The following is a 21,387-nucleotide window of genomic DNA, read 5'->3' as shown; positions in this document are numbered from 1 at the left end:
TGCCGGCAAGCTGCTCGCCCCACGCGATGCTGTCTCGGGCCGAAGAATGATGCCGCTTCGCCACGTGTTTGCCATGCCCTGCATCGGTATGGCTATCTGAATTCGTCAGGCTGCCTGCTGTGCCGCGCACGGGAGCCGACGATGGGCATCTCTTTCAACCTGGCCTCCGCTGCACTGCAGCTGGATGGTCGCGTCGGTGCCTGGGCGGAATCGCGGGGATGCTGGGCGTCCGTACTGCATGAATTCGTTTGCTTTGGCGCCAAGCAGGCCTCTGCCTGTCTGTTCGGCGGCTGTATGGTGCTGCTGCTCGGGCTCACCTGGGCCTTTTATCCGCAGCACTTTGTGCTTGCGCGCTACGACATCCTCACGCTGGCGGCACTGGCCATCCAGTGCCTGTTGCTGGTGACGCGGCTGGAAACAGTCGAGGAAGCGAAGGTGATCCTGTTGTTCCATCTGGTCGGCACAGCGATGGAGGTATTCAAGACCGCAGTCGGATCGTGGGTCTATCCAGGGCACGCCTTGTTGCATATCGGTGGCGTGCCGTTGTTCACGGGCTTCATGTACGGCTCGATTGGCAGCTACATCGCCCGCGCATCGCGTCTGTTCGATTTCCGCTTCACCCGGCATCCGCCCTTGGCCTGGACGATGTGGCTGGCAGCGGGGATCTACGCGAATTTCTTCACGCACCATTTCTTGCCGGACGTGCGTGTGCCGCTGTTCGCTGCTGTGGCGCTGCTGTTCGGAAGGACATGGGTCCATTTCCGCATACGCCACGTGCACCGGCGCATGCCCCTGCTGCTGGGATTCGGGCTGGTGGCTCTATTCATCTGGATCGCGGAGAACATCGGGACGTTCACCGCCGCCTGGCGCTACCCGGCGCAACACCAGGGCTGGGTCATGGTGCCGCTCTCGAAACTCGGCGCGTGGTTCCTGCTGATGATCATCAGCTATGTGATGGTGAGCACGGTGGCGATGAACCGGTCCGCGCAGAAGAAATGAAAAGGGCCGGGACGCGCAATGCATCCCGGCCCCGCTTTTTCCGCGTCGCCGTCAGTCTGTAGACGCCACGATGTACTGCTCGAGCTTGCCATCCGGCAGCATGTAGGTGGAGACGGAAAGCTTCGTCTTGGAGAACTCCACAATGTAGGCGCGCATCTGCATGCCGCCGCGCAGGCGCGTGGCGCGCAGGGTGAACGCCGTAGGCTTGCCCAGCGGTGCGAGGCTGGACTGGTAATCCTTCAGCGCCGTGGCGTCGAAATAGCTGTTGCCGTTGGGGCTGAACAGGCTGCGGTCGATCTTGCCGTGCTGCAGGCCATCGAAGATCGTCTCGGCTTGTGCGAGCGCTTTTGTCGAAGCGGCATCGTGCACTTCGAACATGGCCTTGGCGACGCCGACGCCGATGGTGCCGAAGGCGCCCACCGCATCCTGGTTGGTCAGCACCACGACGGCCGTGCGGTCGTCGGGGAAGATGTAATTGCCGGCAGTGAAGCCCATGACCTCGCCGTCGTGCGAGATCATGCGGTGGCTGTCCAGGCGGCCGATGAATACGCCGAGGCCGTAGCCCGAGCTCAGTCCGCTGTTGAGTAGAACGTCCGTCTGCATCGCCTGCCACGACGCCGGCGACAGTACCTTCTGGTCGATCATCGCGATGTCCCACTTGGCGAGATCGCTCGCCGTCATCGCGAGTTCGCCCGCGGCGAACATCCAGTGCACGCCTTCCTTCGGCGAGGGACGCAGCGGTCCCAGCGCGTAGCGCGAATAGCCGCGCGCGTCGGCCGCCGGCAGCGCATGCAGGTCGGTGTCGTACGCATCGGTGATGCCGAGCGCCGGGAACACATGCTGCTGCAGGAAGGCGAACGGATCCTGGCCGCTGACCTTCCGCACGATGGCGCCGGCAACCACGTAGCCGGTGTTGCTGTACTGCCACTGCGTACCCGGCGCGAAATCCAGCGGTTTCTTCGCCCAGCCGGCCATGATCTGCGCCGGCGTGGTCGGTTGGCGCATCGCCGGCATCAGGTAATCCTGCGGCCAGTAGTCCTGGTAACCGGCCGTGTGCGAAAGGATCTGGCGTATCGTGATGTGATCGGCATCGGTGAGATCGGGGAAGAACTTCGCGACCTTGTCGTCCAGGCTGAGCTTGCCTTCCTGCTGCAGCAGCAGGATCGCACCTGCGGTGAATTCCTTGCTGATCGAACCGACGCTGTAGCGCATCGCGGACGTGGCCGGCGTCTTCGGATCGAGGCGCGCGTCGCCATAGGCCTTGGCGTAGACGATCTTGCCATCGCGCACCACCGCGACCGAAGCGCTGGGTACGCCCGATTTGGCCAGTGCATCGCTGGCAACCTTGTCGATCTTCGCGGACAGGTCGGCAGGCAAGGCATCCTGCGCAAACACCGATGCGCCGGACGATGCCAGCAGCGCGGTCAGGCAGAGCAGACGGACAAATCCCGGAATCGTTCGCATGGATGGCCTCGGCGCTTGTAAAGAGGCGCACACCATAGCACCGCCCCATCGTCGATCCGCGTGCCGATCGCCATCCGGCCATCCACATTCCGGTCCATGCCGGAAATACTACAAATTCGCCAAACAACCTTGGAAATTGTCGCTGCAACGAGTAGCTTTCGTGGAATCGCAGGTTGCCCGGAACCGAATCCCATGGTCGATACTACGCGCCGCACTTTCATCCTTTCAGGCATCGGATTGGCGGGATCCTGCCTGTTGCCGCGCGCCTTGTGGGCTGCCGGCATCGGCAGCGGGCCTGCGGGAAAGTCGTTGCTTCCTGCGCATGGCGGCGAGTCGCCCGTGGCGCCGCGCGAGCAGTGGCTGCTCGATTTCGACTGGCGTTTCGCGTTCGGCAACGGCGACGATCCCACCAAGGACTTCGGCTACGGGTTCGGTCAAGGCGATTTTTCCAAGACGGGTGACTTCAAGATCGCCACCACGGATTTCGACGCCGCCGGCTGGCGCGCGCTGGATCTTCCGCACGACTGGGCCGTGGAACTGCCGCCCGTCCACGACGACACCGGCGATGACGACACAAGGTTGACCTCGCACGGGTACAAGCCGCTCGGGCGCCGCTATCCAGCGACCAGCGTGGGCTGGTACCGGCGCACGTTCGAGATCCCTGCGAGCGATCGTGGTCGCCGCATCTGGATCGAGTTCGATGGCGCGATGCGCGACATCGTGCTGTTCGTCAACGGCTGCTTCATCGGCCGGCATGACGACGGCTACACGCCGTTCCGCTTCGACCTCACCGATTTCCTCAATTACGGCGGCAGCAACGTCGTCGCCCTACGCGTTGATGCCAGCTTCGGCGACGGCTGGTTCTACGAGGGCGCCGGCATCTACCGCCATGTCTGGTTGACCAAGATGGACCCGGTGCATCTCGGCCGCTGGGAAAGCGTGGTGCGGTCGGCCGTCGAAGGCGACGCGGCCAGTCTCGAACTGGCCGGCATCGTCGAGAACGAAAGCGGACATGCGGTGCAGGCGTCGCTGGAATGGAGCATCACCGACGCCTCTGGCCGCGTGATCGCACAGGCGACGACGCCTGCGCAGGCCGTTGCGTCCGGCGCATCGACGGACTGCAGGACGACGGCGCACATCGATGCGCCGCAGCTCTGGTCGCCCGATGAGCCGCATCTCTACACGGCCCTGGTCAAGCTGGTCGTCGACGGCGCGACGCGCGACGCCGAGCAGTTTCCGTTCGGCATACGCACGGCGAGCTTCGACCCCGACCGCGGCTTCTTCCTCAACGGCAAGCCGCTGAAGATCCAGGGCACCTGCAACCACCAGGACCATGCGGGCGTGGGCGCGGCTTTGCCGGACCGGCTGCAATCGTTCCGCGTCGGCGTGCTGCAGGGCATGGGCTGCAATGCCGTGCGCACCTCGCACAACATGCCGACGCCCGAATGGGTGGCCGCCTGCGACCGCATGGGCATGATGATGATGTGCGAGACGCGTCATATGAGTTCCAGCCCCAGCGGCATGCAGCAGCTCGAGACCATGGTGAAGCGCTACCGCAACTCGCCATCGGTCATCCTCTGGTCGATCGGCAACGAGGAATGGCGCCTACAGAAGGGTGCGCTGGAACAGCAGGGCGAACGCATCGGCGCAGCGATGGTCGAGCGCTGCCACGAACTCGATCCCACCCGTGTCGTGTCGGCGGCGGTCAACGGCAACAACGAGCAAGGCGTGTCGGACGCACTCGACGTGATCGGCTTCAACTACAACCTGAAGTATCCGGATGTGTTCCACCGGGAGCATCCCAAGCGTGCGGTGTACGGTTCGGAGACCTCCAGCGCCATCGCCACGCGCGGCGAATACGCGACCGATCCGAAGAAGAACACGGTCAACAGCTACGACGGCGTGGTCGAATGGGGCGAAACGCCGGAGCAATGGTGGAGCTTCTACGGCACGCGCGACTGGCTGGCCGGCGGGTTTGCCTGGACGGGCTTCGACTATCGCGGCGAGCCGACCCCGTACGGCTGGCCTTCCGTGAGCTCGCAGTTCGGCATCGTCGACCTGTGCGGCTTCCCCAAGGACTATTACTACTACTACAAGGCCTGGTGGACGAAGGCGCCCAGCCTGCACGTATTCCCGCACTGGAACTGGCAGGGCAGGGAGGGCCAGGAAATCGCGGTGTGGGTCTACAGCAACCTGGACGAAGTCGAGCTGCTGCTCAACGGCAAGAGCCTGGGCATCCAGCAGGTGCCTCGCTTCGGCCACGTGCAATGGAAGGTCGCCTACGCTCCCGGCGCGATCGAGGCACGCGGCCGCAGAGACGGCCGGACCGTATTGGTGGAGCGCCGCGAAACCACCGGAGCGGCGCGCAAGCTGCGACTCACCGCCGATCGTCCGGAGATCGATGCCGATGGGCAGGACGTGGCCATGATCACGGTCGACGTGCTCGACGAACATGGGCGCCCGGTGCCGACGGCGAACAACAAAATCGCCTTCCGCATTTCCGGCGCGGGCAAGCTGATCGGCGTGGGCAACGGCGACCCCAATTGCCACGAAAGCGACAAGGAACCGAGGCGATCGCTGTTCAACGGCTTGGCGCAGGTCATCGTGCAGTCGGCGACCGATGCCGGCTCGATCCGCATCGAGGCCGTCGAGGAAAGCCCGGCCGCCGAAGCGCTTACGCCCGCATCACTGACCATCGCGACGAAGAGGGCGGCGCCGCGGCGGGTCGTCGCCTAACCTGAAAGCCGGGCGCGCCATTCCGCTATCAGGAATGGCAGCCCATCCGACGTGGCCGGACCGAAGCCGGCGACCTGCGCCGTCAGTGTCCGCCGCTGCTCGATGCGCCGGCCTTCGGCGTGAATGGCGGCTTGGCCAGCCAGATCACCACGATCAGGCTGAGGAAGATCCAGCCCAGCGCGTGCAGGATCTCGTTGAATGCGATCTGGAAGCCCTGCTGCGTGATGATGCCGTTGAGCGCGCTGGCGCCGCGTTGCAGGCTGCCGTGGCCGTACTGTTGCAGCGCTGTCTGCGCAGCCGGATTGAACGGGTTGATCTGCTCGGCGAGCTGCTCGTGGTGACTGACCGCGCGACGCGTCCACATCAACGTGGTGATCGAGGCGGCGAAGCTGCCGCCCAGGGTGCGCAAGAAGGTGGCCAGGCCCGAACCCGCGGCGATCTCGTTGGTCTGCAGGTCGGACAGCAGGATAGTCAACGTGGGCATGAAGAACAGCGCCACGCCCAGGCCCTGCCACAACTGCACGATCGCCACATGGTAGAAGTCGATCTGCAGGTAGAAGCTGGAGCGCATGAAGCAGGTGGCGCCCATCACCACGAACGAGGCGGCGGCCAGCATGCGCAGGTCGGTGCGCATGGCGTACTTGCCCACGAAGAAGGTCAGCAGCACCGGGATGATGCCCAGCGGCGCGGTGGCGAAACCTGCCCAGGTGGAGGTGTAGCCCAGGTTCTGCTGCAGCCACAGCGGCACCAGCAGCGAGATCGAGAAGAACGCGGCGTAGGCCAGGATCAGCGCCAGCGTGCCGGCGGTGAAGTTGCGATGGCGGAACAGCTTGAGGTCGACGATCGGATCCTTGTCGGTGAGCTCCCAGATCAGGAATACCGCCAGCGCGACCGCAGACACGATGCTGGTGATCACGATGAACTGCGAGTTGAACCAGTCCTCGTCGTTGCCCTTGTCCAGCACGATCTGCAGCGCGCCCACGCCGACGATCAGCGTGACCAGGCCCACATAGTCCACCCGCGGGCGTTCCAGCCGCTCCGTCTTGCCGCGCAACTGGTTCGCTACCACCACGCTGGCGAAGATGCCGATCGGCACGTTGATGAAGAAGATCCACGGCCACGAATAGTTGTCGGTGATCCAGCCGCCCAGGATCGGGCCGGCGATCGGCGCCACCACGGTCACCATCGACAGCAGCGCCAGCGCCATGCCGCGTTTCTCGTTCGGATAGGTACCGATCAGCAGACTCTGCGTGATCGGATACATCGGCCCGGCCACCGCACCCTGCAGTGCGCGGAACAGCAGCAGCATGCCCATGCTCTGCGACACGCCGCACATGAACGAGGTGAACGAGAACAGCAGGGTGCACCACACGAACAGCTTCACCTCGCCGAAACGGCGGGTGAGGAAGCCGGTCAGCGGCAGCGCGATCGCCATGCTCACCGCGAACGAGGTGATGACCCAGGTGCTCTGGTCGTTGCTCACGCCGAGGTTGCCGGCGATGGTCGGCAACGACACGTTCGCGATGGTCGTGTCCAGCACCTGCATGAAGGTGGCCAGCGACAATCCGATCGTGGTGACGGCGAGATTCGGTGGACGGAAATGGGTGCTCATGGAACCGTGCCGGTGATGGATTCAACAGGTTCCCTCTCCCTGGAGAGGGTGCCCGAAGGACGGAAGAGGGTACGGGCGAGCGTGGCGTCACCGGTTCGCAGAACCCTCTTCCGGCCCCTCTCCAGGAAGAGAGGGGCCTGATGCTTACTTGCCGCTGCCACCCGCCATGTTGGCGTGGATGATCTCGCTGATCAGCGCGTCGGCCTTGGCCGCCTGCTGCTCATACACGTCGGTGCTGAAGGCTGGCTGCGTCGGCGGTTGCTGCGCCAGCATCGGGCCGTTCTGGTCGTGCAGGTTCACCGCCACGTCCAACGACATGCCGATGCGCAGCGGATGCTTGTCCAGCTGGGCAGGGTCGGTGAAGACCACGCGTGCCGGGATGCGCTGCACGATCTTGATCCAGTTGCCGGTGGCGTTCTGCGCGGGTAGCAGCGAGAACGCGCTGCCGGTGCCGATACCCAGGCTTTCCACCTTGCCGTCGTACTTCACCGAGCCGCCGTACACGTCGGAGGTGATCTCCACCGTCTGGCCGATGCGCATGTGGGTGAGCTGGGTTTCCTTGAAGTTGGCGTCGATCCACACTTGGTGCAGCGGCACCACGGCCATCAGCGGCGTGCCGGGCGCGATGCGCTGGCCCAGCTGCACCGAGCGCATCGCCACGTAGCCGGTCACCGGGGCCACGATGGTGGTGCGCAGATCGTCGAGGTAGGCGGAGCGCAACTGCGCGGCCGCGGCCTGCACGTCGGGGTGCGAGGCGACCACGGTGTCGTCCACCAGCACCTTGTTGGTCTGGAGCTGCTGCTCGGAGGTGATCAGCGCGCTCTGTGCGGCGGTCAGCGCGTCGCGCACGTGCGACAGCTCCTCGGCGGAGATCGCGCCGGTCTTCGCCAGTGCCACGCGGCGGTCGTAGTCGGCCTGCGCCTTCTGCACCGCCACCTTCTGCACCGCCACGCTGGCCTCGGCGCCGCTGACCGCGCTGTACAGGCCGCGCACCTTGCGCACGGTGGCCGCGAGGTTGGCCTTGGCGCTGGCCAGCGCCACGTCGGCGTTGGACTTGTCGAGCTTCACCAGCACGTCGCCCTGCTTCACCAAGTCGCCGTCGTCGGCGCCGATGGTGACCACGGTGCCGGGGATCTGCGGCGTGATCTGCACCACGTTGCCGCTCACGTAGGCATCGTCGGTGCCTTCGTACCAGCGGCCGTCAAGGAAGTACCACACGGCCCAGGCGATCGCGGCAAGCACCACGACCACGGCGAGCGCGCGCAGCAGGAAGCCGCGCTTGTTGTTCTGCGGCGCAGGGGCCGCGGTGGGATTCTGGCTGGACATGGGTCTGCCTCAGTGATGCTGTTCGGATGCGGGGGAATCGGGGGTGTTCGACGTCGGCGGCGACTGATCCGCACCGGGGCGGTAGCCACCGCCGAGCGCGAGGATCAGTTGCACGGACTGGTCGCTTTGTTGTGCCTTCAGCGTGGCCATGCGTTGCTCGGCCACGAGCAGTTGCTGGCGCACGGTGAGCGTTTCCAGGTAGCTGCCCACGCCGGCCTTGTAGCGCTGCTCGGCGAGCTGCTCGGCGTCCTGCGCCGCGGTCAGCGCGCGTTGCTGCGCTTCGGCCTGCTGCTGCAGCGACTGCAGGGCGTCGACATCGTCGGCGACATCGTTGATGGCGCGTACCAGGGTCTGGTTGTACTGGGCCACAGCGAGTTCGTACTGCGCGTCCTTGCCGGACAGGTTCGCACGCAAGCGGCCGCCGTCGAAGATCGGCATGCTCACCGCCGGCGCCACATCGTAGAAGCGTGCCGGCAGCTGGAACAGGCTGGCCTCGCCCATCGAGATCAGACCGACCATCGCGCCCAGGTTGAGGTTGGGCAGGAACTGGGTCTTGGCGGCCTTGATGTCCTTGCCGGCGGCTTCCACGTGCCAGCGCGCGGCGACCAGGTCGGCGCGATGGCCCACCAGGTCCACCGGCAGGTTGGCCGGCACGGCGAGCTTGGCGGGCGACAGCAGGTGCGGGCGGCCGATCTCGCGGCCGCGGTCCGGGCCCTTGCCCAGCAGCACCGAGAGCGCCGATTGCGCGGAATCGATCGCGCGGGCGGCCACGGCCAGCTGCTCCTGCGCGCTCGCCACTTCGGCATCGCCCTGCTTCAGCTGCATCTGATTGTCGATGCCGGCGGCCACACGCTGCGCGGTGAGCCGGTGCGCGGCATCGGCGCGCTGCAGCTCGGCCTTGGCCAGATCCTGCTGGGTATAGGCGTAGCCCAGTTGCACGTAGGCACGGGCCAGATTGGTGGAGAGCTCCACGCGCGCGGCGCGGGCCTCGACCTCGGCGGCGCGGGCCTGGCCCACCGCCGCTTCCCAGGCGGCGCGCTTGCCGCCCCACAGGTCGATGTCCCAGTTGAAGCTCCCGTAAACGTAGCGGGCCGGCGTCAGGTGGCCGTTGCCCAGCCCCGGCAGAGTCGTGGGGATGCGCGCGTCGGCCACGCTGCCGCCCACGTTGAAGGTGGGTTGGCGCGCGGCGTCGCTCGCGCCTGCCACGGCCTGCGCCTGGTGCGCACGGGCATCGGCCACCGCCAGCGAGGGATTGTCGGCCAGCGCTTCGGTGATCAGGGCGTCGAGCTGGGGATCGCCGAGACCCGTCCACCAGTCGGCGGACGGCCAGGTCGCATTGGCCGGCACGTTCGCCAGGCTTTGCGTGGTCTTCAGCGAGGACGGGTCGATCGGCGTGCCGTCTGGATGCAGGCCGCCGCTGCTGGCGCAGCCGGCCAGTGCGATGGTCAGTCCGACCGCTGCCGCAAGGAGATGCAGGCGCATGAGCTTTCGGTCTCGTTGGAAAGTCAGTTCTTGGTGCGGAGCGCGCTAAGCACGCGTTCCAGGTAATCGTGCAGCTGCGCGCGCTCGTCTACGCTCAGCGAAGCCTGCGCCGCGGCCAGCACCCGATCGTTGCAGCTGGTGAGGTGTTGCCACAGCGCGTTGCCTTCGGTGGTCAGTTCGATGCGCAGTGCGCGCCGGTCCTGTTCGTGCGGGCAACGGCGCAGGTACCCCTTGCGCTCGAGCTGATCGAGCTGGCGCGTCATCGCGCCGCCATCCAGTTCCACTGCGCGGGCCAGTTCGGTGGCGCTCATCGGCCCCAGCAGGGCCAGCCGCTTCAGTATCAGGAACTGGGTGAATTTCAGATCCAGACCCTTGGTGGCGATTTCCGCCTCCATGGCACGTACCAGTTCGGCGCGCACGAGGCCCAGCAGCACGCCGAGGCTTTCGCGGAGAGGGGCGATGGTGGTCGATTCGGTGTTCACAGACGCGCATTCTATTGCCGCGAGAGTATTTGTCAAGGCAAATATGTGTAAGGCCAATTTTGTTTCGGCAAAATTTAACCGTGGCCCGTCCGTCGCGCCTCCAGCTCGTCCTGCACCAGCCGGCGCAGGGCGGTATCGCGAAGAGTGAACAGCTCGAAGACGCCCAGGGCCTGCAGCATGGGGAGCACGGCCAGCAGGCGGGGTTCGGCGCGGCGGCGCACGGCTTCGGGTGTGGCTGGATCGAGCATTTCGTGGGCGCAGGCGACGAAGGTTTCCAGCGGCGAACGGAACGGGGCAGCGACAGACAGCGTGGACGTGGACATGCGGGTTTCTCCGGTAGGGCGCCGGGTGGCGACAGGGAGGTGGGGAACCGCGAGCGACGGCAGCGGCGACGCAAGCCAGCGGCAGGCGCTGGCGGCGCCCGCCAGCTTACGCACGCAGGCCTGCGAACTGATAACGTTATTTGGTCAACAAATAGCGAGAATCGGACATGGGCACCTGGCACGAACAGCTGCACGACCGCATCGAGCGCGCCGATGGCCCCGCCGTGATCGCCTACTGGGACGAAGGCGAGGCAGCCAGCGAGCGGCGCGGCGAAACCCGCACGCACGACTGGCACCGCCATGTGCGCGGGCAGGTCTACTGCATCGAAAGCGGCCTGGTGCATGTGCGCAGCCGCCACGGTTCGTGGCGGCTGCCGCCGCACCGCGCGGGCTGGATGCCGCCGGGCGAACTGCACACGGTCAGCGTGAGCGGACCGATGAGCGGCTGGGGCGTGTTCCTTGCGCCCGATGCCTGCGCCGGCCTGCCCGAGCGCCCGTGCGTGATCGGCAGCAGCGAACTGCTGCATGCGCTGGTGCGACGCGCCAGCAACTGGGTGTTCGCCGAACGGCTGGAACCGGAACAAGAGCGTGTGTGCGCAGTGTTGCTGGACGAACTGCGACGCGCCCCGCAGGAAGCGCTGCACCTGCCGATGCCGGTCGACCGCCGCCTGCTGCGCATCGCCCATGCGGTGCTGCAGGCGCCGCAGGACAACCGCAGCCTGGAATCCTGGGCCGGGCACGCAGGCCTGTCGGTGCGCAGCCTCAGCCGGCTGTTCCGCCACGAGACCGCGCTCAGCTTCGCGCAATGGCGGCAGCAGGCACGGCTGGGCAGCGCGCTGGAACGGCTGGCTGAAGGCATGCCGGTGGCGCAGGTGGCCGAGGCCACCGGCTACGCCAGCACCAGCGCCTTCATCGCGATGTTCCGGCGTGCCTATGGGCAATCGCCGGCCCGCTACTTCGAGCGCGCAATGACGCTGGCCGGTTGAGGCACACTCATCCATCGCGGGCAGATGACCAGGGCGCTGCCCGAACGCGAAACCCATGCGGCCACGCTTCCCGGCACATCAGTCGCATCTATCGCCCGAATCACAAAAACCGTCTTGGCTTATCGCTGCGCGCGGGCATAGCATGCGAAGACGCCTGTCCGCGTTGCCATGAATAGGGAAGTCGCCATGTTCCGTCCGTTGCTCACCGGTTTGTTCGTGCTCAGCCTGCTGCCTGCTACCGCCATGGCGGACGACAGCGGCTTCTGGCAAACCCCCACCATCGCCAGTGCCGGCAAGATCCACGCGCTGCCGCAAGCCGCCTACCAGCCCGATCGCAACGCTACCTACAAAGTGGTGTTCAGCCTCACCAAGGCCTCCGACAAGCCGAACCAGGTCAACCCCGCGCTGGATCGCGTGGCGCGTTCGGTGAACCTGTACGTGCAGTCCGGCGTCCCGCTGGACCACCTGAAGTTCGTGGCCATCGCCTATGGCCCGGCCACGCCGATCGCGCTCAGCGACGCAGCCTATCGGCAGCAGTTCGGCGTGCCCAATCCCAACCTGCCGGTAATCGAGGAGCTGCGCAAGCACGGCGTCGACGTGGCCGTATGCGGGCAGGCGTGGGCTGAGCACAAGTTCGACTACCTCTGGATGGACAGCCACGTCACGCTGGCGCTGTCCGCGCTCACCACGATCACCGAACTGCAGCAACAGGGTTATGCCCTGATGCCCCTCTGACACGGGAGACTCTCGGACCATGGAAAGGCCCAACGTCGATCAGGCGTAGCACTCGCCTGATCGAGCGGAGCCGAATCCGGCCAAGCCGGATTCGGCGAGCCTGAAAAGTGCAGGACGCACTTTTCAGGCATCAAACACGCGCTCCTGCTCTGAAAGAGATACCCGATGAAACGAGCACTCTCACGACCCCTGTGGCTGGCCGCCTTGCTCGGTATCGCCTGCACCACCCAGGCCGCCACCCAAACCAAACCCGACTACCTGCCGCCGTGGAACTCACCCCCGGAAGGCATGCAGTTCAGCGTGCCGCCGTTCGATGCCATCGCCGACCTGCACGGCGACGTGGTCGATCCGCAGCTCACGGTGTTCTTCGCCGGCAACCAGTTCATGGTGGTGCACGACCTGGTCGCCGCCTTCAAGCAGGCGCACCCCGAATACCAGCGCGTATTCGTGGAAACCCTGCCGCCCGGCATCCTTGCCAAGCAGATCGATAGCGGCGTGCTGGTGATGGGCAACCTGCGTCTTGCCTTGAAGCCGGACGTCTATACGGCCGGCAAGGGCGCGGTCGAGCGCCTGCAGGGGCAGCACGGCTGGTTCGCAGCCAGCGCCGACTACGCGCGCAATCCGTTGGCGATCCTCGTGGCGAAGGGCAATCCCAAGCACATCGAAGGACTGAAGGACCTCGGCCGCCCGGACGTGCGCGTGAGCATGCCGAACCCTGCGTGGGAAGGCATCGCGAAACAGATCGAGGACGGCTACCGCAAGGCCGGCGGCGACGCGCTGGACCGCGCCATCATGGTCACCAAGGTGCAGGACGGCAGCACCTTCCTCACCACCATCCACCACCGCCAGTCGCCGCTGCGTGTGTTGCAGGGCGAATCGGACGCGGCACCGGTGTGGTCGACCGAAGCGTATTTCCAGCAGCAGATCCTGCATCACCCGGTGGAGACCGTGGCGATACCTGCGGCGCAGAACGCGGTCGGCATCTACACCGTGGCGCGTCTGAAGACTGCGCCGCATCCGCAGGCGGCTAAGGACTTCTTCGACTTCGTGCAAGGCGTGACGGCGCAGGCGATCTACCGCAAGTACGGCTTCCAGCCGCCGAAATGAGGTGACGCTGATGTTGCGCATGCTCGGGTTTCTCGTCCTGCTATTACCACTGGCCGCCAGCGCCACCGATGCTGCCGCGATCACGCAACAGGGCAACGGCAAGGGCGCCGCGCCATGCATGGCCTGCCATGGCCCTGCTGGCGGCGGCATGGACATCAACGGCTATCCCCGGCTGGCCGGCCTCGACGCCGCCTACCTGCAGAAGCAGCTCGACGACTTCGCCAACGGCACCCGCGCGAATCCGGTGATGCAGCCGAACGCCAGCGCGCTGAGCGAGGACGAGCGCGCCGCGCTGGCGAAGTACTACAGCGCCCTGCCCTTGCCCGCACATCCGGCCGCTTCGGCGGCAGCCAAGCCCGGCGCCGATGGCGAACGACTTGCCACGCGCGGCGACTGGAGCCGTGCTCTGCCCGCGTGCACGCAATGCCACGCGCCCGGCGGCGTTGGCGTGGGCGCGAACTTCCCGCCACTGGCCGGCCAGCCAGCCGGCTATATCGCCTCGCAGCTGCGCGCATGGCGACAAGGCACGCGCCATAACGATCCTCTGCAGTTGATGCAGCACGTCGCCAAGCAACTCACGCCACAGGAGATCGACGCCGTGGCCGGCTGGTTCGCCGCGCAGCCGCTGCCGGCCAAAGGGAGCGCGCCATGAAACAGCTGCCTTTCTTGTTGCTCGGTGCACTGATGCTGACGGCGTGTTCGCGTCCGGCTACGGAAGCCCCCGTTGCTGCGAAGCCTGCATCAACCGCCAGCGTCGCCAGTGTGTCGTCGAAGAGCAAAGCCGCACCCGCCTTCACGCCGCCCGCCGAAGCTGATATTCCTGAAGGTCCCTTGGGCGACGAGATCCGCCTCGGCCGCGCGATCTTCACCGACACGCCGACCCAGGCGCACGACTACGTGGGCAACGGCCTCAGCTGCAGCAACTGCCACCTCGACGCGGGCCGCCTCGCCGACTCCGCTCCGCTGTGGGGTGCCTGGGGCATGTACCCGCAGTACCGCAAGAAGAACGGTCGCGTGAACAGCTTTGGCGAGCGCCTGCAGGGCTGCTTCCGCTTCAGCATGAACGGCAAGGCACCACCGCTGGACAGCGACACCATCGTGGCGCTGGAAAGCTACGCGTGGTGGATGAGCAAGGGCGCGCCGAACGGCGTGAAGCTGGCCGGTGCGGGCTATCCCAAGCAGGGCTTCAAGCCGCCGCAACCACCCGACTACGCGCGCGGCGCCACGGTATACGCGAAGGATTGCGCACTGTGCCATGGCGACGACGGCCAGGGGCAACAAGTGAACGGTCGCAACGTGTTCCCGCCGCTGTGGGGGCCGCAGTCCTTCAACTGGGGCGCGGGCATGCACGAGCTGGACAATGCCGCCGCCTTCATCAAGGCCAACATGCCGCTCAGTCGCGGCGGCACGCTGAGCGACCAGGATGCGTGGGACGTGGCGATGTACATGGACGCGCACGAGCGGCCGCAGGATCCGCGCTATGCCGGCGATGTCGCCGCCACGCGCGCGAAGTACCACGACACGCCGATGTCGCTGTACGGCACCACGGTGAACGGCCACCTGCTCGGCAGCGGGGCGGCGAAGTGAATACCCCCGTCCATCGCCTCACACCCGCGTTCGGCGTGGCCGGGCAACTGCAGGCGGGCGACATCGCCGAGCTGGCCGCGCAAGGCTGGCGCAGCCTGGTCTGCAATCGTCCCGACGGCGAAGCGGCGGACCAACCTGCCAGCGCCGAGCTTGCACAAGTCGCGGCAGCGCAGGGCCTTGCGTGGCGCCACCTTCCCATCGTCTCCGGGCAATGGCGCGACGCCGACGTGGCCGCGTTCGCCGATGCGCTGCGCACGTTGCCCGCGCCGGTGCTGGCGTTCTGCCGCACAGGCACGCGCGCCATTAACCTGTGGGCCCAGGCGATGGTGGGTACGCTGGACAACGAAGGCATCGAGCGCGCTGCCGCCGATGCCGGTTACACCTTGAACCCTGCTGTGTTGCGTCGTGTACCGGACACGTCGCCCTGATGTTGGCCGACCTGTTGGCATTGGCCTGCGGCTCTCTGGTCGGATTTTCGTTGGCGTTGATCGGCGGCGGCGGCTCCATCCTCGCCACGCCGATGCTGCTCTATGTGGTGGGTCTGCACGATCCGCACCTCGCCATCGGTACCAGCGCGGTGGCGGTGGCGTCCAACGCCTTCATCAACCTCGTGCCACACGCGCGCGCCGGCCATGTACGCTGGCCTGCTGCATTGACGTTCGCCGCCACGGGCGTGCTGGGCGCGTTCGCCGGTTCCACGCTGGGCAAGCGCGTGGACGGCCATCACCTGCTCGTGCTGTTCGCCATGCTGATGCTGGTGGTGGCGGCGCTGATGCTGCGCGGCCGGCGCAACGGCGGGGACGACAATTATCCGAAGCCGCGGTTGTTTCCCCGTCTCGCCGCCACCGGCTTCGGTGCGGGTGCGTTGTCCGGCTTTTTCGGCATCGGCGGCGGCTTCCTGATCGTGCCGGGCCTGATCTTCGCCAGCGGCATGGAGATCATCGCTGCGATCGGCAGCTCGCTGGTCGCGGTGGGTGCGTTCGCCTCCACCACGGCGATCAATTACGCCGCCTCCGGCCTGGTCGAATGGCGCGTGGCGGGGCTGTTCGTGGCAGGCGGCATCGCTGGCGGCTGGCTGGGCGCGCGCCTTGCGTCGCGATTGGCTCGCACACGTGGCGCGCTCAATCTAGTGTTTGCAGTCGCGGTGGTTGTGGTGGCGGGTTATATGCTGGTGCGGAATCTGCACGTCTGAGCCTCGGCTTTACAGGCCTCAAGGCATCGTGTCCCTATCCGTGAAGAACAAAAACAAGATTAATAAATAGAAAGCTTCAACAAGAAGTGCCGGAAGAAAAGCTTTTGTCGCACGACTACCGAACCACCAGTCTTTCAAAGAATCCGTCGGAGCTTTTCTGTATATCTCCTTGCCATTGAATTTAATGGCGCTGACATACGGCACATTTTCCGCATCCATTTTAATCAAAGACATGGCAACTGTAATCTTTTCTCCTCTTGGGATGTCTTTTGTATGGGCAAAACAAGATGCATTGCCTCCGCTGTAATCCAGGCTGCACTCGATTTGAGTGTTATCAAGCCAAGTTATAAAATTTCGTCCGTACTGCTTGTACGTGTAAATTCCAGTAACTTCCTTCGTTTGGCTGAAAGCTTCCAGGCTTGGCGCTAAATTTTTGAGCTTTTCGTTTTGATATGCGAATACTGCCCAAAAAATAACTACCCCGATCGCGACCTTGAAAAGCGTCGAAAAAGGCATGGCTTCAAACCTGTTCCGAAGAACTGCGTGTGATGATGAGGCTTGATCTCTCTTGCACCGGGGTATTTGCAGCGCCGCTTGTCCGCCAGAACGGATCGCAAGATCGCATGCATATCACTTCGGCTGCCCCTTCACGTAGGTGTCGAACAACTCGTCGATCCGGCGATACTCGTCGTACCAGTCGTCCGCGTGCTCGAATTCATGCCGCTCCAGCGGATACAACGAGATCCAGAAATTCTTCTTGTGCAGTTCGACGAGCCGCTGGTACAGGCGGATCGAGTCGCTGGCCATCACGTTGTCGTCGATCAGACCGTGTTCGATCAGCAGCGGATCGCGGAGGTTCTGCGCGTATTCGATCGGCGAGCTGGTCTTGTAGGCCTCGGGGTCGAGTTGCGGATCGTTGAGGATGTTCGAGGTGTACTCGTGGTTGTAGGTGACCCAGTCCGCCGGCGGGCGCAGCGCGGCACCTGCGGCGAATTCGCCGGGCGCGCGCAGCAAGGCCATCTCGGTCATGAAGCCGCCGTAGCTGCCGCCGTAGATGCCGACGCGCTTGGGGTCGACACCATGGTGCTTGACCAGCCAGGCCTTGCCGTCGAGCAGGTCTTCCAGTTCCGGGTGGCCCATGTCGCGGTAGATCGCGTCGCGCCAGTCGCGGCCGTAGCCGGCGGAGCCGCGGTAGTCCATGTCCAGCACCACGTAGCCCTGTTGCACCAGCAGGTTCTGGAACATCTGTTCGTGGATGTAATAGGTCTCCTGCTTCGACACATCCTGCAGGTAGCCCGCGCCGTGCACGAAGATCACGGCGGGGCGCGAGGCGGCCGCATCGGTTTCGCCAGCGGGGCCGTAGTACTTGGCATAGACCACGCCGGCGCCATGCGAGGAAGGCACGGCGACGAATTGCGGCTGGATCCATGCGTGGGCGGCGAAGCCGCTCTTCATGGTGTCGGTGAGTTCGCGCGGCGTGCCGCCGGCGGAAGGCTGCACCGCGAGTTGGCTCAGCATATAGGGCGCGGAGTGCAGCACGGCGAGCTGCTTGCCGTCGGGCGATAGCGTGAAGCTGTCCACGCCTTCGTATTGCGTCACGCGGGTGAGTTCGCCGCCGCTCGACGGCACGCGGTATACGTCGTAGCTGTACGGCGCCAGCTTGTTCGCCAGCAGGTAGAACCACTTGCCGTCCGTGCTGAGTTGCGGCTGGCTCACTTCGAACTTGCTGTTGTCGGTGAGTGCTTTCGCGGCACCGTCCAGCGGCTTCACGTAGAGGCGCGACCAGCCACCGGCCTCGCTCAGGTACCACAGCGTGCGGCCGTCCTTGAGCCAGCCGAAGTCGTTGAAGCTCCAGTTGATCCATGCGTTGTCGTGCGGGCGGTCCTGCGACACCAGTGCATGGGTGGCGAAGTCGACGCTGGCGATCCAGCGATCCTTGTTGTCGACGGCGCGCAGTTGCACGGCGGCCTGGTTGCCGTCGTCGCTCCACGCGATGCCACCGCCATTCCCATCGCCGCTTATGGTCACCGGACGCACGTCGGGTGCCTTCAGCGCCTTGGCTTCGTCGTCGTGGCCGCTCTTTTCCAGCGCCGCGATGGTTTGTGTGCGGATCGCCTTCAGCGGGTCGTCCTTGATGCCGGGCAGATTGTCGGTCTTGAGCGGCCAGACCTTGTGCGAAGCGAGATCGAGCAGGAGCAACGATTGCGACGCGGGATCATTGCGGCCCACGTAATTGCGCGCCGGCTCCGCCTCCGTGTAGCCGGAGTCGGTGACGTAATGGATCACGTCGGGCGACTTGCCGTCGCCGTGGTGCGCGGGTTCGGCGACCACCAGCATCCAGCGGCCATCGGGCGAGAGTTCGGTATCCGCGGCCTTGATCTTGTCGCCCAGCCAGAACGGCTGCGGCACGCGGCCGGGGTCAGCGGCGGCCAGGGTTTGCTGTTGCGTGCGGTGTGCGTCGCGGTCGGCCTTGATCTCCAGCAGCGTGCTGAAAGTTTCGAGCTGCTGGCGTTCCAGTGCGTCGGGTTGATTCGCCTGCGGGTCGTCGGCAAACTTCAGGACCGCAGCAGGCGCGGTGACGCCGCTGGCGAGGTCATAGCTGTACCAGTCGTTGCCGTCGCGGAATTGCAGTGCGCGACCGTCGGCGGAGAACTGCGGTGCGGATTCGGGCTGCGGCGAGCGCGTCACCTGCGTGCGGTGCCCGCTGGCGAGATCGACGAGGAACACATCGCCATGCAGCAGGAAGGCCGCGTGCGTATGGCCGCGGTCGAACACGGCCGGCCCCTCGGCCTGCGCCATGGCGGCGGGATCGAGCTTGCCGCCCGCACCATCGTTCGCCCCTAGGCGATAGAGGTCGCGCACACTGTCGCCATCGCGCTTCAGCGCGTAGTACAGGCTGCGGCCGTCCACGCTCCAGTACGGACTCTCCACCGGGTGGCCGATCCAGTCGGGACTGGCCATGATGGTTTCCAGGTCCAGCGGCCCGGCCGCCGGCGTCGCCGCGATGGCGATGGCGGGCAGCGTGGCTAAGGCGATCAGGCTGGCAAGCAGCAGGCAGCGCATGGATGTTCCCGGCGGCAAAAGAAATCAGCATAAACGAGTCCGCGGCGCGCGCGGCCGCCCCAGTGCCGGAAGTCAGGTGCGCCGGTGGCGTGCGCGGGAGTACGCTCGAAAGCTGATCGACTTGCCGGAGAAGCCGCATGCGCCCCGTACTTGTCCTTTCCATCGCATTGCTTGCCGGCATCGCGGCCTGTGCTGCCGACGCTCAGCAGATTCCTGAGCCGCCGCAACACGATGTGTCGTTGATCGACGGCCACGGATCGCAACCGCCCGCCTCGCCGCAGCGCGACGACGCCAGCGTACTGCACGGCGTGCGCGTGCCCGATCCCTATCGCTGGCTGGAAGATGGCGATGCGCCTGCAGTACGGCAGTGGATCGCCGAACAGAACCGCTACACCGATTACACGCTGGGTACGATGCCTGACGGCAAGGCGCTGAATGCGCGCGTACAGCAGTTGGCGATCACTTCCGTCACCCGTTCCTCGCCGCTGCTGGCTGGCGGCACGCTGTTCTACCTGCAGGAAACGCCACCGCAGCCGCAGCCGCAATTGATCGCGCAGCCGTGGCCGGACGGCGCGCCACGCGTGCTGGTGGATCTCAACGCCAGCGGTGGCAACACCGCGATCACCGGCTACTGGCCCTCGCCCAGCGGTCGCTACCTCGCCTACGGCACCGCCGAAGGCGGCAGCGAACTCACCACCTTGCACGTGCTCGACGTCGCCACCGGCAAGACCTTGCGCGATGCGCTGCCCTGGGCCGGCGGCGGCACCACGCCACAGGGTGTGGCCTGGGATGCCGACGAAAAGGGCTTCACCTATGTGCGATTCCCGTTGCCGCCCGCAGGCAAGGAGGTGGTGCAATTCAACGCTGCCCTGGCGCATCACGCGCTGGGCGATGCGCAGGCAAAGGACAGGGTGGTATTCGGCAAGGATTTCTCCAAGGTGGCCGAATACCGTCTGCTGGCTTCGCGCGACGCGAAGCAGCTTGCCGTGCTGGCGAACACGGGCGACGGCGGGCCGGCCGAAGTGTGGCTGCGCGAAGGTTCGCAGTGGAAGAAAGCGTTGGGCGACGAAGCCGACGTGCGCTTCGCCGATTGGGTGGGCCAGCAACTCTACGTCGCCAGCTTCGCAGGCGCACCGCATGGCAAGTTGCTAGCGGTGGATGCGAATGGCAGTGCGCATGAAGTGCTGGGCCAGCGCGAAGGCGCACTGCAGGGCGTGGCGCCGGTCGCCGACGGCTTCCTCGTGGTGCGCAGCTGGGGGCCGGACTGGTGGGTGGAGCAGTACGACCGCGCCGCGAAGTTCATGCGCCGCCTGCCGTTGCCCGCGCATGGCATCGGCGTCGGCGGCATCGCCGCCGAGCAGGGACAGGATCGTGCGCTGATCGGTTACGGCGGCTGGACACTGCCTTCGCGCTGGGCGGAATACGACGCCAAGGCCGGGACGCTCAAGACCGTGTTCGAGGTGAAGGCCGCCGCCGATTATTCGCAGATACAGACGTACCGCATCGATGGCACTTCGAAAGACGGCACGAAGATCCCGGTCACCGTACTGGCGATGAAGGGCGTCACGCCGGACGGCGCCCGCCCCGCCATCCTCTACAGCTACGGCGGTTACGACCTGCCCGTGGTGCCGAACTTCGTCGGTCCGGAGCTGGCGTGGCTGGAACGCGGCGGCGTGCTGGCTTTCGCCAACATCCGCGGCGGCAACGAGAACGGCGAGCTGTGGCACGAACAGGGCCAGAAGCTGCGCAAGCAGAACGTGTTCGACGATTTCCATGCCGCCGCGCTGGCGCTGGTCGACACGCACTGGACCGACCGCAGGCACCTCGGCATCCTCGGCGGCAGCAACGGCGGTCTGCTGATGGGCGCCGCGCTGGTGCAGCATCCGCAGGACTACCGTGCCGTGGTGAGCATGGTGGGCATCTACGACGTGATCCGCCACGAGACCGAATCCGCCAACGGCGCCTATAACGTGCCCGAGTACGGCACGGTGGCCGACCCGGCGCAGTTCAAGGCCACGCTGGCGTATTCGCCGTTGCAGAACGTGCAGCCGCACACCGCCTATCCCGCTGTGCTGATGACCACCGGCGCGAACGATCCGCGCGTGTCGCCATGGCAGTCGCGCAAATTCACCGCCGCGCTGCAGAACGCCAGCACCTCGGGCCTGCCGGTGCTGCTGCTCACCCGCATGGACGCCGGCCATGGCATCGGCGCGCCCTTCAGCCAGCGCGTGGGCAACACGGCGTTGATGCTGACGTTCTTCGCGCAGGAGCTGGGTTTGCCGGAGAAGTAATC

Annotated in this window: 18 protein-coding genes; 10 read left to right on the top strand and 8 right to left on the bottom strand. The window is 65.8% G+C overall.

The features are described 5' to 3' along the window. Positions 1-141 precede the first annotated feature (141 nt). Positions 142-999 carry a DUF817 domain-containing protein gene (locus tag ISP25_RS13040; RefSeq protein ID WP_404614443.1) on the top strand — a complete coding sequence of 286 codons (858 nt, stop codon included), beginning with the start codon at positions 142-144 and terminating at the stop codon, positions 997-999. Between the two features lie 51 nt (positions 1,000-1,050). Here the strand turns inward: ISP25_RS13040 and ISP25_RS13035 are convergent, their stop codons facing one another. Then, positions 1,051-2,463 carry a serine hydrolase domain-containing protein gene (locus ISP25_RS13035; RefSeq protein WP_404614441.1) on the bottom strand — a complete coding sequence of 471 codons (1,413 nt, stop codon included), beginning with the start codon at positions 2,461-2,463 and terminating at the stop codon, positions 1,051-1,053. A 192-nt stretch (positions 2,464-2,655) separates the two neighbouring features. Between ISP25_RS13035 and galA the strand changes: the two genes are divergently transcribed. Continuing rightward, a complete protein-coding gene (gene galA, locus ISP25_RS13030) occupies positions 2,656-5,199 on the top strand; it encodes a beta-galactosidase GalA (RefSeq protein WP_404614439.1) in 2,544 nt (847 codons plus the stop codon). An 82-nt stretch (positions 5,200-5,281) separates the two neighbouring features. Here galA and ISP25_RS13025 read toward each other — a convergent pair whose 3' ends face one another. From ISP25_RS13025 to ISP25_RS13005, 5 genes are all read right to left on the bottom strand, one after another. After that, positions 5,282-6,811 carry a DHA2 family efflux MFS transporter permease subunit gene (locus tag ISP25_RS13025; RefSeq protein ID WP_192155996.1) on the bottom strand — a complete coding sequence of 510 codons (1,530 nt, stop codon included), beginning with the start codon at positions 6,809-6,811 and terminating at the stop codon, positions 5,282-5,284. Positions 6,812-6,955: 144 nt separating this feature from the next. Next, positions 6,956-8,137 carry an HlyD family secretion protein gene (locus ISP25_RS13020; protein ID WP_404614437.1) on the bottom strand — a complete coding sequence of 394 codons (1,182 nt, stop codon included), beginning with the start codon at positions 8,135-8,137 and terminating at the stop codon, positions 6,956-6,958. A gap of 9 nt (positions 8,138-8,146) precedes the next feature. Next, complete coding sequence (locus ISP25_RS13015; RefSeq protein ID WP_404614435.1) at positions 8,147-9,619, bottom strand: efflux transporter outer membrane subunit; 1,473 nt, start codon at positions 9,617-9,619, stop codon at positions 8,147-8,149. A 23-nt stretch (positions 9,620-9,642) separates the two neighbouring features. After that, positions 9,643-10,101 (bottom strand): MarR family transcriptional regulator, encoded by a 459-nt coding sequence (locus tag ISP25_RS13010; protein WP_192155992.1) that lies wholly within the window; start codon positions 10,099-10,101, stop codon positions 9,643-9,645. A gap of 74 nt (positions 10,102-10,175) precedes the next feature. Further along, entirely contained in the window at positions 10,176-10,424 is a 249-nt protein-coding gene (locus tag ISP25_RS13005; RefSeq protein ID WP_404614433.1) for a hypothetical protein, read from the bottom strand. Positions 10,425-10,591: 167 nt separating this feature from the next. Between ISP25_RS13005 and ISP25_RS13000 the strand changes: the two genes are divergently transcribed. The 7 genes from ISP25_RS13000 (at position 10,592) to ISP25_RS12970 (ending at position 16,031) form a co-directional block, all read left to right on the top strand. Next, positions 10,592-11,410: an AraC family transcriptional regulator gene (locus tag ISP25_RS13000; protein WP_404614431.1), complete on the top strand. Its 819-nt coding sequence runs from the start codon at positions 10,592-10,594 to the stop codon at positions 11,408-11,410. 186 nt (positions 11,411-11,596) lie between these two features. Further along, positions 11,597-12,145, top strand: a complete 549-nt coding sequence (locus ISP25_RS12995; RefSeq protein WP_404614429.1) for a DsrE family protein — start codon at positions 11,597-11,599, stop codon at positions 12,143-12,145. A 165-nt stretch (positions 12,146-12,310) separates the two neighbouring features. Continuing rightward, positions 12,311-13,252 carry a molybdate ABC transporter substrate-binding protein gene (locus tag ISP25_RS12990; RefSeq protein ID WP_404614427.1) on the top strand — a complete coding sequence of 314 codons (942 nt, stop codon included), beginning with the start codon at positions 12,311-12,313 and terminating at the stop codon, positions 13,250-13,252. 10 nt (positions 13,253-13,262) lie between these two features. Then, positions 13,263-13,904, top strand: a complete 642-nt coding sequence (locus tag ISP25_RS12985) for a c-type cytochrome (RefSeq protein WP_404614425.1) — start codon at positions 13,263-13,265, stop codon at positions 13,902-13,904. Beyond that, positions 13,901-14,839 (top strand): c-type cytochrome, encoded by a 939-nt coding sequence (locus ISP25_RS12980; RefSeq protein WP_404614424.1) that lies wholly within the window; start codon positions 13,901-13,903, stop codon positions 14,837-14,839. The genes ISP25_RS12985 and ISP25_RS12980 overlap by 4 nt, the downstream gene beginning before the upstream one ends. Further along, on the top strand, positions 14,836-15,267 hold the full coding sequence (locus ISP25_RS12975) for a TIGR01244 family sulfur transferase (protein ID WP_404614422.1): 432 nt from the start codon (positions 14,836-14,838) through the stop codon (positions 15,265-15,267). Before ISP25_RS12980 ends, ISP25_RS12975 begins: the two co-directional genes overlap by 4 nt. Continuing rightward, positions 15,267-16,031, top strand: coding sequence for a sulfite exporter TauE/SafE family protein (locus ISP25_RS12970; RefSeq protein ID WP_404614420.1), 765 nt, complete (start codon positions 15,267-15,269; stop codon positions 16,029-16,031). Before ISP25_RS12975 ends, ISP25_RS12970 begins: the two co-directional genes overlap by 1 nt. Before the next feature lie 18 nt (positions 16,032-16,049). Here the strand turns inward: ISP25_RS12970 and ISP25_RS12965 are convergent, their stop codons facing one another. Together ISP25_RS12965 and ISP25_RS12960 are read right to left on the bottom strand one after the other, a co-directional pair. After that, positions 16,050-16,547 (bottom strand): hypothetical protein, encoded by a 498-nt coding sequence (locus ISP25_RS12965; RefSeq protein ID WP_192155982.1) that lies wholly within the window; start codon positions 16,545-16,547, stop codon positions 16,050-16,052. A gap of 114 nt (positions 16,548-16,661) precedes the next feature. Further along, complete coding sequence (locus tag ISP25_RS12960) at positions 16,662-19,094, bottom strand: S9 family peptidase (RefSeq protein ID WP_404614418.1); 2,433 nt, start codon at positions 19,092-19,094, stop codon at positions 16,662-16,664. A 137-nt stretch (positions 19,095-19,231) separates the two neighbouring features. On the opposite strand from ISP25_RS12960, the gene ISP25_RS12955 reads away from it, so the two are divergent. Further along, entirely contained in the window at positions 19,232-21,385 is a 2,154-nt protein-coding gene (locus tag ISP25_RS12955) for a prolyl oligopeptidase family serine peptidase (protein ID WP_404614416.1), read from the top strand. The last annotated feature ends 2 nt before the right edge of the window (positions 21,386-21,387 follow it).

This window comes from Rhodanobacter hydrolyticus, assembly GCF_044904645.1.
This window is presented reverse-complemented; position numbering and strand designations above follow the sequence as displayed.

Coding starts and splice junctions, on each gene's coding strand:
- ISP25_RS12995 (WP_404614429.1), top strand. CDS start 11,597: ATGTTCCGTCCGTTGCTCACCGGTTTGTTCGTGCTCAGCCTGCTGCCT.
- ISP25_RS13025 (WP_192155996.1), bottom strand. CDS start 6,811: ATGAGCACCCATTTCCGTCCACCGAATCTCGCCGTCACCACGATCGGA.
- ISP25_RS12955 (WP_404614416.1), top strand. CDS start 19,232: ATGCGCCCCGTACTTGTCCTTTCCATCGCATTGCTTGCCGGCATCGCG.
- ISP25_RS13040 (WP_404614443.1), top strand. CDS start 142: ATGGGCATCTCTTTCAACCTGGCCTCCGCTGCACTGCAGCTGGATGGT.
- ISP25_RS13020 (WP_404614437.1), bottom strand. CDS start 8,137: ATGTCCAGCCAGAATCCCACCGCGGCCCCTGCGCCGCAGAACAACAAG.
- ISP25_RS13005 (WP_404614433.1), bottom strand. CDS start 10,424: ATGTCCACGTCCACGCTGTCTGTCGCTGCCCCGTTCCGTTCGCCGCTG.
- ISP25_RS12980 (WP_404614424.1), top strand. CDS start 13,901: ATGAAACAGCTGCCTTTCTTGTTGCTCGGTGCACTGATGCTGACGGCG.
- ISP25_RS12990 (WP_404614427.1), top strand. CDS start 12,311: ATGAAACGAGCACTCTCACGACCCCTGTGGCTGGCCGCCTTGCTCGGT.
- ISP25_RS13000 (WP_404614431.1), top strand. CDS start 10,592: ATGGGCACCTGGCACGAACAGCTGCACGACCGCATCGAGCGCGCCGAT.
- galA (WP_404614439.1), top strand. CDS start 2,656: ATGGTCGATACTACGCGCCGCACTTTCATCCTTTCAGGCATCGGATTG.
- ISP25_RS13035 (WP_404614441.1), bottom strand. CDS start 2,463: ATGCGAACGATTCCGGGATTTGTCCGTCTGCTCTGCCTGACCGCGCTG.
- ISP25_RS12970 (WP_404614420.1), top strand. CDS start 15,267: ATGTTGGCCGACCTGTTGGCATTGGCCTGCGGCTCTCTGGTCGGATTT.
- ISP25_RS13015 (WP_404614435.1), bottom strand. CDS start 9,619: ATGCGCCTGCATCTCCTTGCGGCAGCGGTCGGACTGACCATCGCACTG.
- ISP25_RS12965 (WP_192155982.1), bottom strand. CDS start 16,547: ATGCCTTTTTCGACGCTTTTCAAGGTCGCGATCGGGGTAGTTATTTTT.
- ISP25_RS12985 (WP_404614425.1), top strand. CDS start 13,263: ATGTTGCGCATGCTCGGGTTTCTCGTCCTGCTATTACCACTGGCCGCC.
- ISP25_RS12960 (WP_404614418.1), bottom strand. CDS start 19,094: ATGCGCTGCCTGCTGCTTGCCAGCCTGATCGCCTTAGCCACGCTGCCC.